Annotated in this window: 16 protein-coding genes; 2 read left to right on the top strand and 14 right to left on the bottom strand. The window is 36.7% G+C overall.

Annotated features, from left to right (window positions below):
- Positions 1-69 precede the first annotated feature (69 nt).
- Positions 70-2,088, top strand: a complete 2,019-nt coding sequence (locus F3I00_RS00080) for a hypothetical protein (protein WP_159310951.1) — start codon at positions 70-72, stop codon at positions 2,086-2,088.
- Positions 2,089-2,216: 128 nt separating this feature from the next.
- A complete protein-coding gene (locus tag F3I00_RS00075) occupies positions 2,217-3,359 on the top strand; it encodes an Mbeg1-like protein (RefSeq protein WP_020807251.1) in 1,143 nt (380 codons plus the stop codon).
- Positions 3,360-3,436: 77 nt separating this feature from the next.
- Here the strand turns inward: F3I00_RS00075 and F3I00_RS00070 are convergent, their stop codons facing one another.
- The 14 genes from F3I00_RS00070 to dnaA all read right to left on the bottom strand — a co-directional run bounded on the left by F3I00_RS00070 (position 3,437) and on the right by dnaA (position 19,395).
- Complete coding sequence (locus F3I00_RS00070) at positions 3,437-4,321, bottom strand: ROK family protein (protein WP_003649724.1); 885 nt, start codon at positions 4,319-4,321, stop codon at positions 3,437-3,439.
- Positions 4,322-4,417: 96 nt separating this feature from the next.
- Positions 4,418-5,791, bottom strand: a complete 1,374-nt coding sequence (dnaB, locus tag F3I00_RS00065; RefSeq protein WP_003649725.1) for a replicative DNA helicase — start codon at positions 5,789-5,791, stop codon at positions 4,418-4,420.
- A gap of 2 nt (positions 5,792-5,793) precedes the next feature.
- Entirely contained in the window at positions 5,794-6,249 is a 456-nt protein-coding gene (gene rplI / locus F3I00_RS00060) for a 50S ribosomal protein L9 (protein WP_003649726.1), read from the bottom strand.
- Positions 6,250-6,260: 11 nt separating this feature from the next.
- Complete coding sequence (locus F3I00_RS00055) at positions 6,261-8,279, bottom strand: DHH family phosphoesterase (RefSeq protein WP_159310950.1); 2,019 nt, start codon at positions 8,277-8,279, stop codon at positions 6,261-6,263.
- 105 nt (positions 8,280-8,384) lie between these two features.
- Positions 8,385-9,302 carry a magnesium transporter CorA family protein gene (locus tag F3I00_RS00050; RefSeq protein WP_020807249.1) on the bottom strand — a complete coding sequence of 306 codons (918 nt, stop codon included), beginning with the start codon at positions 9,300-9,302 and terminating at the stop codon, positions 8,385-8,387.
- Between the two features lie 94 nt (positions 9,303-9,396).
- Positions 9,397-9,633: a 30S ribosomal protein S18 gene (gene rpsR, locus F3I00_RS00045; RefSeq protein WP_003649728.1), complete on the bottom strand. Its 237-nt coding sequence runs from the start codon at positions 9,631-9,633 to the stop codon at positions 9,397-9,399.
- Positions 9,634-9,657: 24 nt separating this feature from the next.
- A complete protein-coding gene (ssb, locus tag F3I00_RS00040) occupies positions 9,658-10,176 on the bottom strand; it encodes a single-stranded DNA-binding protein (protein WP_003648134.1) in 519 nt (172 codons plus the stop codon).
- A 33-nt stretch (positions 10,177-10,209) separates the two neighbouring features.
- Positions 10,210-10,506, bottom strand: a complete 297-nt coding sequence (rpsF, locus tag F3I00_RS00035; protein ID WP_003648136.1) for a 30S ribosomal protein S6 — start codon at positions 10,504-10,506, stop codon at positions 10,210-10,212.
- Positions 10,507-10,692: 186 nt separating this feature from the next.
- A complete protein-coding gene (gene gyrA / locus F3I00_RS00030; RefSeq protein ID WP_020807248.1) occupies positions 10,693-13,182 on the bottom strand; it encodes a DNA gyrase subunit A in 2,490 nt (829 codons plus the stop codon).
- Positions 13,183-13,192: 10 nt separating this feature from the next.
- Entirely contained in the window at positions 13,193-15,160 is a 1,968-nt protein-coding gene (gyrB, locus tag F3I00_RS00025; protein WP_020807247.1) for a DNA topoisomerase (ATP-hydrolyzing) subunit B, read from the bottom strand.
- On the bottom strand, positions 15,161-16,285 hold the full coding sequence (recF, locus tag F3I00_RS00020) for a DNA replication/repair protein RecF (RefSeq protein ID WP_020807246.1): 1,125 nt from the start codon (positions 16,283-16,285) through the stop codon (positions 15,161-15,163). It abuts the gene before it with no gap.
- A 3-nt stretch (positions 16,286-16,288) separates the two neighbouring features.
- Positions 16,289-16,504 carry a S4 domain-containing protein YaaA gene (gene yaaA / locus F3I00_RS00015; RefSeq protein ID WP_035422981.1) on the bottom strand — a complete coding sequence of 72 codons (216 nt, stop codon included), beginning with the start codon at positions 16,502-16,504 and terminating at the stop codon, positions 16,289-16,291.
- 211 nt (positions 16,505-16,715) lie between these two features.
- A complete protein-coding gene (gene dnaN / locus F3I00_RS00010) occupies positions 16,716-17,846 on the bottom strand; it encodes a DNA polymerase III subunit beta (RefSeq protein WP_003656892.1) in 1,131 nt (376 codons plus the stop codon).
- 184 nt (positions 17,847-18,030) lie between these two features.
- Positions 18,031-19,395, bottom strand: coding sequence for a chromosomal replication initiator protein DnaA (dnaA, locus tag F3I00_RS00005; protein WP_020807245.1), 1,365 nt, complete (start codon positions 19,393-19,395; stop codon positions 18,031-18,033).

Here is a 19,395-nt window from a genome sequence, read left to right as displayed (position 1 = left end):
GTGTGACTTAATATACTAAGTTACACACTTTTTTTGAATATTAATTGTATAGAATATTGAGGATTTATTATGAGCTACATTTATACTTTACGTTATGTTTTCGATCCACGTACTAATACGCCTGAAAAAGATAGAAAACTTTTAGATTTTGTACAAAAAGCCAAAATTGATGACGTGGCTTTTATTATTAATGGCGAAGAATTAAACCACAGTCATCTAACTAAGGAAGAAACACAAGTCTGGCTTGATGCGATTATCCCCCTACAAAAGCAATTAGCTAAGCTTGATGTTACTACGAGTCTAAATCCATGGACAACTATTATGCACTCCGATCGCGGATTTAGCGTTAATCCTGAGATTGGCTTTAATACTTTTGTCGATATTAATGGCAATCAAGCTAAAGATATGGCTTGTCCAGCAGATCCAACTTGGCGTAAGTATTTAGCTGATAGGTATGCTCAATATGCTTCGATTCATCCACGTCGTTTATGGATGGAAGATGACTTTCGGCACTATAACCATACTCCATTAAAGTTAATGTGTTTTTGTGACTACCATATGAAGCTATATCAAGAAAAATTGGGTAAAACAGAAAGCCGTGCAGAATTTGTTAAAAATATGCTTAAGCCTAGCGAACCTACTATTGAACGAAAAATTTATCTTGATCAAGCACGTAAGGAAATGATCGAAAACGAACACTTAATTGAACAAGCAGTTCACAAAGTGAGCCCTAATACTGATTTAGGACAAATGACTTCGTTTCCTGATTGGCATGCTATTGAAGGTAGAGACTGGCCTAGTTTATTTGACGCCCAAGCAGGTCCTGGACATCCTCGCGTAGCACGTCCACACTTACCGTCCTATAACGAAGTTGCTCCTTTAATTTATGGTCGTAAATTTGAAGAATATAGTCGAACTACGGCTGCCTTCTTAGGACCTCGGGCTGAGCTTTACCCAGAATTGGAAAATTCAATGTGGACCCCGCAAGTAAAATCTAATACCTTTATCGCATTTCAAATTATTACCACAGCACTCCTCGGAGCCAAAGGCATTATGCTTAATATCTTTGACATGATGGGCAATGGCGTAAATGAAGATTGGGGTTATGACAAAATGTTAGCTGACATTAAGCCTTTTGCCTCTGCCCTAGCTAGCCATCGCCTTAATATGCAAAAATTACGTGGTATTAAAGTTTTAGTAGATCAAGACTCTGCTTATACTGCTCACACAACTTTTGGAAAAGAACCAGAAGAGCTACTTCCACATGAAAAGAATTGGGCTAGCTTATTAGCAAGTTTCGGTTTTGCGACAACTATTCTTCCCGTTCAAAATGACCTTGCAATTGAAAATCAAACTATTGCAATTGCTGGTCAATTATTACGCAACCTTTCAAATGAACAAATCACTAATCTAATCACTAAAAATACAGTTCTACTTGACGGTGAAAGTATCCAGGTTTTACTAGACAGAAAGCTAGGTAATCTACTTCATATTCAAAGTGCTAAATGGCATCCATGCAAGAGTGGCTATCAATCATTTGAACAAGCTGATGGCACAACTGTTCAAGGCGTTAAGAACCCTCGTATTACGATGCTGCAACATACAGGCAACTATCTACAGCTAGACTATCAAACAGATAGCAATGTTAAAATTTGGAGTTCAGCCTATAATTCGATCGACCAAAAGCTCGGAAACTTCATGGCTGTTATTGATGATCACATAATTGTATTACCAATGGATCAAGATCCAAAACACGGTTGGGAATCACAATTTTCATCTTATAAGCAAGGTTTAATGCAACAAATTTTAGCTAGCGTTGAACCAATTGACTATTTAATCAATATGCCTCACGTCAAATTAAACATTCAAGAAAACGGTAAAATTGTCTGGCTAGCCAATTTCAACTTAGATGGTTACCAAGAGATCAACTGGCATTTAAGTAAACCTCTACCTTCTAATACAGCTACTTTAATTCGACGACGCGATAATAGTGTTGAAAAAGAAGCAGTAAAAATTGAGGTAACAGATAATGTTGCTTCAATTAAGGCTCCTTTATCTCCTCTTGAAACTATCCAATTAATATTCTAATCACTAAGAAGAGCAACTTAGCTCTTCTTTTTTGTTGCTTCTAATTAGCACTAAGCGTCCTCTTTTGTCTTTAATCAAAAAAGCATTAAAATGAAAGTACTATATCCGTTAACGAAAGGACTTTTATCTTGGGTAAAATACTTGATTATGTTCGCTGGCGGGGTGATCTAACATTAGATCGGGAACCATTTAATAGTTTAGATGCAGGTCTTTTTGCTGCTTTTGCTTATCTTCCTTTTGATCCCAGTGTTAAAGGTCATACGCTTGAGGCAGCTACAAAACGCTTAATACAAAAGAAAACCTTAATTCACTCAGATAAATTAGAGGCAGAACTAGTAAACTTAAGTAACCGCTACAAAAATATGCATTTTCTCGATTGGTCACACCTTTCTCAGAAAAAGCCACCCGTCCAGTTCACTGCAATGACAATTGAGCTAGATTCAGAAACTATTCTAGTGGCTTACCGCGGAACTGATGGTTCGATGGTAGGTCTAAATGAAGACGTCGATATGAGTTATCAACCAGAAATCTTTGGTCAAAGCGTAGCAGCAGATTATCTAGATAAAATGGCCCAAGCCTATCCTGATAAGAAAATCTACACAGTAGGCCATTCAAAAGGTGGAAATTTTGCCGCTTATGCACTTTATGCAGCTTCTCCTAGCCTTCAAGACAGAGTAATTAAGGCTTATAGCTTCGATGGTCCTGGTTTCATGAAAGAAATGTATAACCAGATTGAATTTCAACGCGTAATTCCAAAAATGATGACTTATGTTCCTGAAGGATCAATTTTTGGAATGATGCTTGACCATCCAGAACGCGTTATCGTAGTTAAAAGTAGAATGAAACATTTAATGAAGCAACATAATCCTTTACATTGGGAAGTAGCACGAAATAGTTTTGTAATGGCGCCAGGTTTAAGCAATGCAAGCAGAATTATTAGAAGTACTTTTATCTCTTGGAATACCAAGATTCCACGTGAAAAACGTGAAGCTTTCTGGTTAGCCTTCTTTACTGCTTTAGAGTCACAAAAAATTACTGAAGCTAGTCAACTAACAACTAATAAAATTCGTGGTGCAATTCAATTTAGCCATGCCTATCTTGCTCTTGATCCTGACGCACGTTTAATTGCTAATGAGATTATCTCTGACATTACGGCAACCGCTCGTCAGTACATCAATCTTCCTTTTCTTAGCCATAATGAACACTTAGAACCACTAGGCAATGACTCAAGCAAAGGTCCAATTGTTGATGACTCTTACGATGGTAGTTAATCATATGTTTCATGTGAAACAAAAAGCAACTTCAAAACTGAAGTTGCTTTTTTAGTATAAACATTAATATAAATTACTTATTTATTCTTTAAAGCTTCTTTAGCTAATTCAAAATCACCTAAAGTTGCAGAACCATTATCTGCAACAGCTGGACGAACAATTAATTCATCCACGTCTGGAGTTGCAACATAGTTATTGTTGAATTCTTTAAAGAAACCACGCACTTGTACCAAATCTTGATCATTTAAAACTGATCCACCAACAACCATTACATCAGGACGCATAGTCATATAAGCATTAAACAATAATTGTGCTACATAGTAAGACACGTAAGTAAATACTTTATGGTCTCGAGGTAATTTTTCACCAGGAATACCGGTTCTGCCTTCTAGTGAAGGTCCAGCTGCCATTCCTTCGACACACTTATTACCGTGGAATGGACATTTTCCGGTGTAATTATCACCTGGATAAGGAGTTACTAACATATGTCCCATTTCTGGGTGATTATTTAGGCCAATAAACTTCCCAGCTTGAACTGCACCAGCACCAATTCCCGTTCCAATTGTTACATAAAAGTAAGTCTTAGAATTATCTCGACCACGCGCAATATATTCACCGTAACAAGATGCATTAACATCAGTAGTCATTACAACTGGAATGTCCAATTCTTTTTCAAAAGTACCTTTAACATTTGTTCCAGACCAGCCACGCTTAGGCGTATCTAAGATGTAACCAAATGTTCTTGAATTTGGATTGATATCAATTGGGCCAAAAGTTCCGATTCCCAAAGCAGATACTGGATGTTCTTTAAAGAACTCAATGCTCTTTGCTAAAGTTTCTTTTGCATCAGTTGTCGGAATTCTCTTCTTTGCGACAACTTCGCCACTCTCTGTATCTTGAACTGCCAAGATAAACTTTGTTCCACCAGCTTCAATACTACCTACATATTTATTTTCTACCATTCAACTTACACCTTCTCATTTAATTAGTTTTTTAAAAAGATAGACTTTTAACTCTTATAGTATAGCTAATTAATGAAGCGCTTACAAATTATTTTTTTAAGCTTCATTATGAGTATAGTCAAGATTTGAAAAACGGTTATATGGTTTTGAGAACATCAGTTTAACTGTTCCGCGCGTACCAGAACGGTTCTTTTCAATAATTACTTCTACTTCACCATTATCTTCTTCCGCCTCAACTTCACCTTCATCATCTTCATCCCGTTCATCGCGATAATAATCATCACGATAAAGAAAGGCAACAATATCGGCATCCTGTTCAATGGAACCAGATTCACGAATGTCAGATAAGACTGGTCGCTTATCTTGACGTTGTTCAACCGAACGAGAGAGCTGCGATAGAGCGATAACTGGAATATGTAGCTCTTTGGCTAATTTCTTTAATTGCCGTGAAATTGCAGAAACTTCTTGCTGACGTGATTCACTACGGGGTCCTTCAATTAACTGCAAGTAGTCGATTACAATTAATCCTAAGTTTCCCTTTTCTTTAGCTAACCTACGTGCTTTAGCGCGAATCTCGCTCATTTTAATTCCAGGCGTGTCATCTATATAGATACTCGTATTGTCTAAAGAGCCTGCCGCAACAACTAATTTACGCCATTCTTCATCAGTTAATTGACCAGTTCTAAGGTGCTGTGAATCAATCAATCCTTCTGAAGCCAGCATTCTTTGAACTAGTTGCTCAGCTCCCATTTCTAGTGAAAACATAGCAACAGTTTTATCAGTTTTTAAACCAACAAATTGCGCTACATTCAAAGCAAAGGCAGTCTTACCAACACCAGGACGAGCAGCCAAGATAATCAACTCATCATCGTGAAAACCAGTCGTCATCTTATCTAATTCAGAAAATCCTGATGGCAAACCCGTAACTGTATTTCCATCATCAGGAATAGAGTTAATTTCCTCCATGGTTGTGTTTAAGACATCATGGATAGACTTAAACCCGCCACTAGCATTATCCTGTGAGACACCCATTATTTGGCTTTCAGCGTCATCTAAGATATCGGTTACATCATCTGAACCCTCAATGGCATTTTGAATAATTCTTTGACTAGTAGAAATTAAATTTCTGAGAATTGCCTTACGTTTTACAATCTTAGCGTAATAAGTAACATGGGCTGCCGTTGGCGTTGCCATTGACAACTCCGTTACATATGCAATCCCACCAATATCATCTACCTGATTATTTTTCTTTAACTCATCTTGCAGAGTTACTGGGTCAATTACTTCCTCACGATCAGAAATATTAAGCATTGCCTGAAAGACAATTCTATTTGCATGCTCATAGAAATCATCAGGTTGCAATATATCTGAAGCATCAATAATGGCTTCTGGATCTAAAAAGACGGCCCCTAGGACCGCCTTTTCTGCTTCACTATCATGGGGAATTTGTTGAGAAACAACATTATCCATTATTAGTCTTGCTCCGTAATGTGAACGCGAATTACAGCTTCTACGCCTTTAAATAGTTTAACAGGTACGTTTGTGTATCCTAAAGATTTAATTGGCTCTGGGAGCTCTAATTTACGCTTATCAACCTTAATACCGTATTGCTTTTCAAGACCTTCAACGATCTTTTTACCTGAAATAGAACCAAATAAACGAGAATCAGTACCGGCCTTTGACTTGAAGTTCACAATTGTCTTGTCATCTTCAAGCTTCTGCTTAATGTCTTCAGCTGCTGCTTTTTCTGCTTCATAAGCATCTTTTTCCGCTTTTTGAACCCGCTTTAAGGTATTTAAGTTGGAGCTAGTAGCTTCTTTTGCATAACCATTCTTAATCAAGAAGTTTTGAGCATAACCATCTGGTACGTTCTTAACTTCTCCGCGCTTACCTTTACCCTTCATGTCTTTAATAAAAATAACCTTCATGAATTTCACTCCTATTCATTTTCCTTAAGATATTCATTGATTGCAGCGAGCAACTTATCTTTAGCTTCTTCAACTGTTACGCCCTTAATTTGAGTTGCTGCATTAGATAAGTGACCACCGCCACCTAATTTCTCCATAATTACTTGAACGTTAACATTTCCCATTGAGCGGGCCGAAATTCCAATTACATCTTTACTACGTCTAGTTAATGCAAAACTAGCATCTACATGCTCAAGAGATAAAGCCGTATCTGCAGCTTGGGCAGTAATAATTGGATCATAGATCTTATTATCTTCTCCCATTAAGAGAGCCATATTTGGTTCAATCATGTCAATAGTAGAAACTAAATGACTTCTTTGCAAGTAATTATCAATATTTTCCTTCAAAAGCTCAGATACGACTTGAGTATCTGCTCCAATTGATCGCAAATAGCTTGCAGCATCAAAAGTTCTAGTCCCAGTTCTCAAGGAGAATTCTTTAGAGTCAACTGTAATACCAGCTAGCATTGCTGAAGCTTCTAAATCAGTTAAGACTCCTTCGCCGCCTTGCGGTTGATATTCAATCATTTCTGTTACTAATTCACACGTCGAAGATGCATACGGTTCAATATATACGAGCATTGGGTTTTCTGGGAATTCTTCCCCTCGACGGTGATGGTCAATAATGATTAAACGATTCTTCAAGCGCTTATAAAGTTCTGGATCATAAGTAATACTATACTTAGAGTGATCTGTTAAAACTAAAAGCGACTCATCCGTTGCTGCTTCAAGAGCATCTTTAGGTGAAATAAATACATCCTTATCAATTCCAGCAGCTTGCATTTTAGCAATTAACCGTCCTACATCATAATTAACGTGGTCAACATCTAGTACGACGCTAGCTTTCACGCCATGAATTCTAGCAATCTTAACAATTCCAATCGCTGAACCGATAGCATCTAAGTCTGGATTTCGATGTCCTTGAACAAAGACGTGATCAACGCCTTTAAATAATTCTACCAAAGCTTGAGAAACCATTCGAGCTCTTACTCGCGTACGTTTTTCCATTGGATTAGATTTTCCACCGTAAAAGCGGGCTTCATGGCCTGATTGTTTTACAACAACTTGGTCGCCTCCACGTCCTAAGGCTAGATCTAGATTAGATTGTGCTTGGTCGGCAATCTCATTTAAACTTTCAGATCCAAACGCAATCCCAATTGATAGGGTCAGCGGCATATTCTTTCTACTTGATTCAGTTCTAACCTTGTCCAAAACAGAAAACTTATTATCTTCCATTTTGGCTAAATCATGCATATGCGTTAACAAAATAAAGTGATCTTCATCTATACGCTTAAGATATGAGTTAAATTGACCAGCATACTTGCTCAGAGTAGTTTGAACATATGAACTCATATTTGTTAAGTTTTGATCGCCCATTGCTTGGCTTAACTCGTCATAGTTATCAATAAATATTAAGCCAATTGCCAATCTTTCTTGTTTATACTTCTCTTCAATATTTGCGTAACGCGTAATATCAAGTAAGTAAACCACACCCAGATCATCCTGGACCACCATCTCAAACTTGCGATCGCCCCATTTAATAATTTTATTTTGCTTACTATTAGACTTAATAGCATCATCAATATATTTAGCTAACTCTTTATCAACTGAAGAGATCGAAGAGCCAATAATATCTTTGTCATGCAGATACATCTGTAGATATGGATTAATCCATTGAATCTGTCGGTCCTTATCATAAAGCATAATTCCAAGTGGCATTTTGATCATTGCCTCTTGTTCACCACGCTTGATACGATATGAAAGATTAGCAGCATAGTTGTTTGTATTACCAGCTAGAACATAAATGCCATAGACTGCAAAAATAACCGTCAAGATAAACAGTAGCACCATTGCTAATCCAAACAACGGACTAATTAACATCCCAATAATAGCTCCCAATAAGGATAAAACTAGGACAATAATCAATGATGCTGTTAAACGCGTATCTTTAACAAATTCAGGCAATTCTAATTTGCGTAAAAAGCCTTTCATTGAAATTCCTTCCTGTTATAGCATTAATATCATAAAAAATATATACTACATCATTTTATATTATACATCAAAAAATGCTTGCTCATCATCTAAGCTAAGCAAGCATTATAGCATGTTGTGTCGACGCAAATACCAAAGTAAAATTGCCATTACGATAACTGAACCAACAGTAATTATTACCCAATCAAATGGATTATGAAAAATAGGTAAGTCCACATTCATCCCAAAAAATCCTGTTACGATCGTTGGAATTGTTAAAAGAAGTGACCAGACAGTCAAAAACTGCATCGTGTTGTTCAAGTTATTATTCAAAATGTTATTAGACGTTTTAGATATTTCTTCAGTAACTTCGCTATAAACCTTGATCATTTGCGAGGACTGCTGAACTTCAATGATAATGTCATCACACATTTCTTCTTCAGATGCATTCATATGAAGACCTGATTTTTTATTTTTTAAGCTTTCAAGCATCATTAGATTAGTCCTAATTGAGCTAGACAAATAAACCAAACTTTTTTCAACTTGTGATAGCTCTTGCAGGTCTTTATTATGAATTCTTTCACTCAAGTGATTATCTAACACTAGTCTTTGACTGTTCAGCTGACTCAAGGCTCTTTGAAAATACTTAGTAACTGCGAATAAAATTGCAAAAATCAGTTCTTTTTCACTATGAATATGTTCATCTGGCTTCTGCCTAAATTCTTCAATCATATAAGTTGTGTCAGGAGAGTGAACTGTAAAAAGAGTATGCCCAACCATCAAAAATTTAATTGGTAAAGTAGTGAAATGGTCTGCATCTGCTGTTGGCCAAACTGGCACATCATAAACTAACAAATCACTATTAGTAATGTAGTCATGATCAAAGTGGGGACGTTCGTGAAGGTCGGTGATATAAGAAATAATTTCTGAAGTTAAATCAAAGTCATCCTTTAATAATCTTATATCATGATCATCACAGTTATAGATATCGTACCATTTATAGTCAAAATCAATATTTCCGGCTAGTTTTTGCTTAATAATCATGACAATCCCTCCATTTACTTCTTTTATGATACCGCAAAAAATAAAATAAAAAGAGTAGCATATGCTACTCTTTTATTATTTTTGATCTGTTTTATTAGTCTTCTGCGACAAATGGCAATAAGCCCATAACACGAGCTCTCTTAATAGCAACAGTCAACTTACGTTGATTCTTTGCGCTAGTGCCAGTGACACGACGTGGTAAGATCTTACCTCTTTCAGAGATAAAACGTTTCAACAAATCAACATCCTTGTAGTCGATGTAGTCAATGTGGTTAGCTGCAATGAAGTCAACCTTACGACGACGACGGCCACCTCTTCTTTGTTGAGCCATATCAAAGATCCTTTCTAATTAAATTTAAAATGGGAGATCATCATCCGAAATATCAATAGTGCTACCTGAATCTGCAAATGGATCCTGCGGTTTATTGCTTTCTCCACCAGCAGGAGCATTATTAGTGCTTGGTGCACTTGATCCACCAAAGTTATTGGTACTTGGAGCATTTCCTCCTTGCGGAGCAAAATTACCACCATTAGTCTGACGATTCTCACGGTCACGACGTGATTCTAATAAAGAGAAATTATCAACGATGACTTCAGTCACGTAGACTCTCTTACCATCTTTATCATCATACGTTCTAGTTTGAATCCGACCTTGAATACCAACTAGTGAACCCTTTGAAGTAAAGTTAGCAAAATTCTCTGCGGCTTTACGCCAAATTACACAGCTGACGAAATCAGCACCACGTTCACCTTGACTATTGGTGTATTGACGGTCAACAGCTAGAGTAAACGTAGCAACTGAGATTCCACTCCCGGTTGTACGTAAATCAGGATCACGTGTTAAACGGCCAACAAGTACAACATTATTAATCATACTTTTGTCCCCTTCCTAATTCACGAAAACAAATTATTTATCTAATTTTACAGTCATTGAACGTAAAACTTGGTTATCAATACGAGAAAGACGACCAAATTCATCAACTGGTTCAGAGTTTTCTGCAACGAAAGTCATAATGTGATAAGTACCTTCACGGTATTTTTCAATTTCGTATGCGAAACGTCTCTTACCCCAATCTTTAGATTCAAGTTCTTCAGCACCGTTGTCAGTAACAACTTTATCGAAGCGATCGATCAATGCTTTCTTTGAATCTTCGTCAATATCAGGCTTGATGATGTAAGTAACTTCGTACTTAGTTTTTGCCATAATAATTGCACCTCCTCTTGGACTAAATGGTTCTTGTTAAAATCAAGAACAAGGAGTAATGAATAATATTACTCACAATGTTTGATTTTATCACAGAAACAAAAAAATTACCAAATATTTTTCACGCGATCCTGAGTTACATTACTCAATTATTATTACGCAAAAATTTGGTAATTTTTTTATTTATTAATTTTCTTCTACTGGCTCTTCTTCATCAGTTGATTTTTCGTCTTCATCATTAGCCTTTGGTACTGCAGTAATACTTGCAACTTGAGCACCATCATCAACCTTGATTAAACGTACACCTAAAGTAGCTCGACCAGTTTGAGAAACATCATTAACGTCGAAACGAATCATAACGCCAGCACTAGTAATTAACATGATATCTTCATCACCATTAACTACTGTTACACCTGCTAAAGGACCATTCTTTTCAGTAATGTTAGCAGTCTTAATTCCTTTACCACCACGTCCTTTAACTGGATATTCAGAAGCTGCAGTCCGTTTTCCGTAACCTTTTTCAGAAATTACTAACACTTCTGAATTAGGTTCTAAAATATCAGATCCAACTACATAATCGTTGTCTCTTAGATTAATTCCGCGTACACCTGCTGCGGTTCTTCCCATTGAACGAACATCATTTTCATTAAAGGTAACTGCATAGCCTAAATGGGTTCCAATAAGGATATTTTGTTTACCGTCAGTAGTTAAAACATTATTCAGTTCATCTCCATCGCGAAGGGTTAAGGCAATCAAGCCACTACGACGGATATTTTGAAATTCACTAACTTTTGTTCTCTTGACTGTTCCCATCTTAGTAACAAAGAAGAGGTAGTTATCATCTGCACCTTCAGGAACGTTAATAACCGCTTGAATCTTTTCACCCTTATCAAGTTCTAGCAAGTTAACAATTGGCAGTCCTTTGGCGTTCCTACCAAATTCTGGAATTTCATAAGCTTTCTTTGAGTAAACCTTACCTAAGTTAGTAAAGAATAGCAAAAAGTCATGGGTACTTGAGAAAATCAAGTGATTGATAAAGTCATCATCTTGAACTCCCATTCCCTTTATTCCGCGTCCACCACGGTTTTGTACCTTGAATTCATCAGCTGGCATCCGCTTAATGTAGCCATTATGGGTAAGGGTTAAAAGTACATCTTTTTGTTCAATTAAATCTTCATCTTCAATTGAAACTGCTTCGCCTTCTGCAATCTTAGTCCGTCTATCATCACCAAAACGCTTTTGAATATCAAGCAACTCATTGTAGATAATTTCATCGATTCGTTCTGGCTTAGCAAGAATATCTTTGTAATCTGCAATTTTTGCTTGTAAATCTTGATATTCAGCTTCAATCTTGTCTCGCTCTAAACCTGTTAAACGAACCAGACGCATATCTAAAATAGCTTGAGATTGACGATCATCTAATCCAAAGTTTTGAATCAACTGTGCCTTAGCAATATCGCTGTTTTGGGAGCCACGAATAATCCTAATGATTTCATCAATGTGATCTAGTGCAATTCTCAATCCAGCTAAAATATGTGCTCTAGCTTCAGCCTTCTTTAATTCAAACTTAGTTCTGCGAGTAATAACATCTTCTTGATGGTGAAGATAGTATTCAAGCATTTGCTTCAAAGTTAAGAAGTGTGGAGCGCCGTTTACAATTGCAACCATATTCATTCCGAAGTTTGCCTGCAATTGGGTTTCTTTAAATAAGTTATTCAAAACCACACTCGCACTTGCATCTCGGCGAATATCAATCGTAATTCTCATACCAGTCTGGTCTGATTCATCACGAACTCCGGTAATACCATCAATTGTTTTTTCACGAGCTAAATCTGCAATTTTCTTAACTAGTTCAGCCTTATTTACTAAGTATGGTAATTCACTAACTACGATTCGTTCACGGCCACTCTTCTCTGTTTCAATATTGGTCTTAGCACGAACGACGATATTACCCTTACCTGTTTCATAAGCGCGGTAGATACCGCCACGGCCCATTACAATACCACCAGTTGGAAAATCAGGACCAGGAATAACCTTCATCAAGTCTTTGGTAGTAACATCAGGATTATCCATCAACATATGAATCCCACTAATTACTTCCGCCAAATTATGTGGCGGAATATTAGTTGTCATACCAACTGCAATACCACTAGCACCGTTTACAAGTAAATTAGGAATTCTGGCAGGTAAAACTACCGGTTCATTTTCCGTATCATCATAGTTACGTTGCCAGTCAATCGTTTCTTTATTGATATCACGAAGCATTTCAACCGCAATTTTACTCATTTTTGCCTCGGTATAACGCATTGCGGCTGGTTCATCCCCATCGACAGAACCGAAGTTTCCGTGTCCATCAACTAGCATATAACGATATGAAAAGTCTTGAGCCATGTGAGCCATAGCTAAATAAATTGAGGAGTCACCATGTGGGTGAAACTTACCCATAACTTCTCCAACAATTCTGGCACTCTTTTTGTACTGTTTGTCTGGTGTAACCCCTAATTCATGCATTCCGTAAAGAATACGACGTTGTACAGGCTTTAGACCATCCCGAACGTCAGGTAAGGCACGTGCCACAATAACTGACATAGCATAATCTAAGAAAGAGCTACGCATCGTATGGGTCAAATCAACATTACGTATTCTGTGATCTTGAGGTTGATTTTCGTTAGCCATCTAAAGCCTCCTAAGCATCTAAATTCTCAACGTATTTAGCGTTCTTTTCAATAAATTCTCGTCTTGGACCTACTTCATTCCCCATCAAAAGATCAAAGATCTTATCAGCGTCTTCAGCGTATTCTGGACTTACTCTGTCTAAACGACGATTTTCTGGGTTCATAGTCGTTTCCCATAACTGTTCTGGATCCATTTCTCCCAATCCCTTATAACGTTGAACAACAGGCTTAGGACTTGGCTGAAGCGTACCTAGATAATCATGTAACTCTTCATCTGTATCTAAATACTTCTCTATCTTACCTTGACGAACTTGGTATAGAGGTGGACGAGCGATATAAACATAGCCTTTTTCAATCATTGGACGCATGTAATTGTAGAAGAGAGTCAAAAGAAGAGTTCTAATGTGGGCACCGTCAACATCGGCATCCGTCATAATAATTAACTTGTGATATCTTGCCTTTGACACGTCAAAATCAGCACCAAATCCAGTACCTAAAGCTGTAAAGAGCGATCTAATTTCTTGATTGGCAAGAATTCGATCCATTGAAGCTTTTTCAACGTTCAAAATTTTACCTCTAATTGGCAAAATCGCTTGAGTTAAACGTGAACGTCCCTGTTTTGCTGATCCACCAGCTGAGTTACCCTCGACAATGAATAATTCAGAAATACTTGGATCATTACTAGTATTGTCGGCTAATTTTCCTGGCAAGTTCGCAATTTCAAGACCAGATTTCTTACGTGTAACTTCACGAGCACGTTTGGCAGCAGTTCTTGCTCTTTCAGCAAGTTGACCTTTTTCAACAATCTTACGACCGACAGAAGGATTTTCCATTAAGAAGCGACTAAATGTTTCTGAAAATGCTCGATCCACTGCAGTTCTTGCATCTGAATTTCCTAGTTTTGTCTTCGTCTGACCTTCGAATTGAGGGTTAGGGTGCTTAACAGAAACAACAGCTGTGATTCCTTCACGAATATCCTCACCAGATAGGTTATCGTCCTTGTCTTTCAGGATCTTAGCCTTATGAGCATAATCATTAACTACACGAGTTAAAGCTGTCTTAAATCCAGCTTCATGCATTCCGCCTTCATAGGTGTGAATGTTGTTAGCAAAAGTCATTAAAGTTGTCTTATAACCATTGGTATATTGCAAGGCAACTTCAACATCAATTCCTTCGTAATTACCTTCAACGTAAATTGGTTCATCAAATAAGACTTCTTGTCCCTTATTTAAAAAGGTAACATATTCCTTGATACCACCCTCAAAGTGGTAAACATCGGTTTCAGCGCTTTCTTTACGCTTATCAGTAAAGGTTAACTTTAAGCCTTTGTTTAAGAAAGCAAGTTCACGAATTCTGTTCTTTAAAATTTTATCGTCAAAAGTTGTAGTTTCAGTAAAAATATCTGGATCAGGATAAAAATGCACAATTGTTCCATGTTCTTCAAGAGGAACTGTTCCAATCTGCTTCATTTCTCCTACTACACGGCCATGATCAAAGGAAATCGCATATTTCTTACCATCTCTCATAACTGTAACATCAAGCTTAGTTGAAAGAGCATTTACTACAGAAGCACCAACACCGTGAAGACCACCAGATACTTTGTATCCGCCACCGCCGAATTTACCACCAGCATGCAAAACAGTAAATACAGTTTCTAAAGCTGGACGACCGGTTTTAGCTTGAATGTCAACAGGAATACCACGTCCATCGTCTTGAACGGTTACACTACCATCTTCATTGACAGTAATTTCAATTTTAGTAGCAAAACCTGCTAATCGTTCATCAATACTATTATCGATAATTTCCCAAACAAGGTGGTGTAAACCCTGGCTACTAGTTGAGCCAATGTACATACCTGGGCGTTTTCTAACTGCTTCAAGTCCACCTAAAACTTGAATTTGACTTGCATTGTAAGTATCAGCACGTTTTTCAAAGTCTTTAGCTTTATTTAATGCTGCTTTGCTCTTATCTTCTGCCATTTAACTCTCCTTTGCACTGATCGTTCCAGCAGAAATGTGATAAACCTTAGGTTCCCTCACAATTTCCCAAGAAATACCTTCTAAATCTGTCGTTGTTATAAATGTTTGCGTTTTACCATGAATATAGTTTAATAAACGACTCTGTCTTCGATGATCTAACTCACTCATCACATCATCTAACAGCAGAATCGGATATTCTTGCGTCAATTCATGCACTAATTGAATCTCAGCTAACTTAACGCTTAAAGAAATCGTTCGCTGCTGTCCCTGAGATGCAAAATCATGGGCATTTTTATCATTAATTAAAAACTCCAAGTTATCTCGATGAGGGCCACTGAGAGTAGTACCCTTTCGAATTTCATTAGAACGATTTTTCTTATAACTAGTAATAACTTTTTGATAAATGGTCTCTACATCATCCTCTGGAATAATTTCCTTAACTGATGGACGGTAAAAAATCTGCAATTTTTCAGCTTGACCACTAATCTCACTATGAGCAGCTTGAGCGTAGGAATTGAGTTTTTTAATGTATTTTATTCTTCGCGATATTATCTCTGCTGCAATTCCTGCCAGCTGATCGGATAAAACATCTAAAAAAACTTGATCATTTGCTTTTTTGATGCTTAATTGCTTTAAATAATTGTTTCTCTGCTGCAGTACCTGACGATACTGACTTGAAAAATATAGATATTCTGAATTAATCTGCCCAAATTCTAAATCCATAAATCTCCGTCTAACAGATGGTGCTCCCTTAACTAGAGCTAAATCTTCTGGAGAAAACAAGATTGCATTCATTTGCCCCACATAGGCAGAAAGCCTCTTTTGCTCCAAGCGATTTACCCAGGCCTTTTTTCCATTAGCCGTTAAACGTAGTTTAAGCTCTACTTGAAGTTGGCTTTTATGAACCCTACCTTGTAAACCGGCAAATTTGCTGCCAAAACGAATTAATTCTTTATCGCTATTAGTGCGATGGGATCGAGTAAGGGCTAAAAAATAAATTGCCTCAAGTAAATTAGTTTTTCCTTGGGCATTTGGACCAATGAAAATATTTACATGAGGATCAAAATTTGTTTTTAATTCTTTAAAATTTCTAAAGTCTTTCAATTCAAAGTTTGCAAGATACATTGGCTACTCTGAAACAAATTCATACTCTTCTCCAGCTAAGTTCAATACATCCCCTGCATGTATTTTCTTTCCGCGACGATCTTCAAGCTCGCCATTTAACTTAACAGGATTTTCTTTTAGATACCATTTAGCTTGACCACCAGAAGATATCACGCTCTCTTCTTTTAAAAATTGAGCAAGCGTAATATATTCTCCCTTAATTGTGAATTTTTGGATAATATCACCCCATTTACCTTGTCATACCTTGTTATTATACCGTTTTTTTATGTGAAATTCAATTTTATGACGTATTGTAGCCTTTTTTAAGTCATTTTATTCTAATTTAATATGACTATACTTAACTAGAGAAAAATTCGTTTAACCAGGCTAAATTTAGCTTTTAAGTACAACAAGAAAAAAAGAGCTACTTCCGTAGCTCTTTTTCAGTAATTTAAAATGTTCTCACTGGTGTAATCAATTGAGTAAAGTTGACATCTTGCTTTGCAGGCACAACTGTAAATGGTCTCAGTGGCTGCGTAAAGTTCATAATAATGGAATCAGTAATTGATGCGCGTAAAGCTTCTCTTAAATAGTCAGGGTTAAATGAAATTGTCAAGCCTTCACCTTCAAGGTTCTTAAATCCAATTTCTTCTTCCACATTACCTATTTCTGGAGAATCACCTTGAAGCTTAACTAATTGATTTTGAACATCAAGAGTCATTTTTACTACATTGTTTCGACTTTCATGAGTAAGAAGACTGGCACGTTCTAAAGATCTAGCTAAAACTGGCAATTCAAATTCAACAGAAGTAGTAGATTCAGTTGGAATTAAGCGATCAGTATCTGGATATTGACCATCAAGTAAGCGGGAATAAAAGGCAATATTTCCAACTTCAAATAGAACTTGGTTTTCACCTGGATTTACTTTAATTTCAGGATCGCTTTCACCAATAATTCTCGCTAATTCTACTAAGCTTTTTCCTGGAATGATCAAATCAGTACTAGTTTGTGGCCCATTTTCTAAAGAAATTTGACGTTGAGATAAGCGATGACTGTCAGTAGCAACTGCCTTAATTGAAGAATTATTAAAAATGAAGTTAACACCCGTTAAAGTAGGTCGACTTTCTTGAGTAGCAACAGCAAAAACAGTTTCGTTAATAATTTCTCTAAAGGTTTTACCTGAAATCTTAAATGATGCATCAGTAGAAATTTCAGGTAAATGAGGATAGTTATTGGCATCTAATCCATTGATCATAAATTCGGTATTTTCAGAAACGATTTTTGTTTGGAAGCTTTCCTTTACTTCAAATGAAAAATCTTTACCAGGCAATTTTTTAACGATCTCACTAAAGAAACGTGCAGGTAAAACAATTGAACCTGTAGATTGGACAATTAAGTCATCATTTACAGGAATCTGAATTTCGATTGAAATATCAGTATCGCTACCTGTTAAAGTTAGCATTTCGTCAGTAAGGTTAAGTTTTATACCACTTAAAATGGGAATAGTTGCACGTGAAGAAATTGCACGCATTACATTATTTAAATTTTCGAGGAATAAATTACGATTAATTGTAAACTGCATCGTTTACCTCCTGTGAAGTTATATGTACTTTGTCTTATTTATTTAATTATATATTTAAATACTTAGAAGTAGTAGTAGGGCCAGTGGAATCTGTGGGAAAGTAGGCAAATACCTGAATAAAACGGACTTTTGTGTGTTCAATAAATGTGGACAAAGTAAAAACTTATCCACATGTTATTAACTTTTAGTGTTCAAGCATTGCTTTTAAATCATATACAGCTGCTTTAATTTCGGCATCGGTTTTTAAGGCACGAGAAATTTTATCGCAGGCATGCATAACTGTGGTATGGTCTTTACCACCAAATTCCTGTCCGATTTTAGGCAAGCTAGAATCGGTTAATTCACGCGATAGATACATTGCTATTTGACGTGGAACTACGATTTGTTTTACCCTTTTTTTTCCTTTTAGTTCTGTAGTTGAAGTTTGGAAGTAATTTGCGACGACTTCTTGGATTTTTGAAATTTGAAGTCCTCTATTCTTTTGGACAAGTTTTAGGTCTGCTAAAGCTTCTTTTGCTAAATCAACATTAATATCTTCCCGCTCAATTGTTGCATGTGCTTGAACTTTAACTAAAGCACCTTCGAGTTCTCGAATATTGGTATCAACTTGCGAAGCAATGTAGTCAAGAGTACTGTCATCGATCGCCAAGCCATCTGTTTCAGCTTTTTTACGTAGGATTGCAATTCTAGTTTCTAAATCAGGAGGCGTAATCTCAACTTGTAAGCCCCAGGCAAATCGAGAAACCAGTCGCTCTGATAATTCAGGAATTTCAGTTGGCAACCGATCACTAGTCATAACAATCTGTTTTTGATCATTATAAAGAGTTTCAAAAGTATGGAAAAATTCCTCTTGAATCCCCTCTTTTTTAGAGAAGAATTGAATATCATCTACTAATAGGAGATCACAATTTCGATATTTATTGCGAAATTCAGCTTGAGTTTTGTTTTTTATCGAATTAATAAAGTCATTTACAAAAGTTTCACTTTGAATGTAGACCACTTTTGCATGGGGCTTTTCAGCTAGCATCTGATGACCGATAGCTTGCATTAAGTGCGTCTTACCTAAACCGACACCACCAAAGATAAATAAAGGATTATAAAAACTTCCTGGATTATCGGCAACTGCTAAAGCAGCTCCAGCTGCCAGCTTATTTCCTTCACCTTGAACAAAGGTATCAAAAGTGTACTTACTATTTAATTGAAGATCTTGAGCAAATTCGTCACGGCGATCCTCTAATATTTCTTGATTAGTTTTAATTCTTGGCTTTGGCGTAACTAGACGTTCGGGTCCTTCTTTACCTGCTACTTCGAATTTTGGCTGAATTTCCATGTCTGCATAAGCATACGCCTCTTGAATTAGTTGAGAAGCCAAGTTCTTTTCCCAATACCCTTTTGCAACTGGAGATTCAACAGCAATTATCATTTCTTTTGTCTTTTTGTTAAAGGAAATAGGTTTAGTATTTTTAAACCAAGCGTTATAGGCAACAGTGCTGTAGCTTTTTTTCATCTCAGCATTGAAAAATTGCCAAAATTTATCTAAATCAAACAA

The organism is Lactobacillus sp. JM1 (genome assembly GCF_009834385.1).
GTDB classification, from domain to species: Bacteria; Bacillota; Bacilli; order Lactobacillales; family Lactobacillaceae; genus Lactobacillus; species Lactobacillus paragasseri.
The sequence above is the reverse complement of the archived record's forward strand: the minus strand, read 5'-3'. Positions and strand labels throughout refer to the sequence as shown.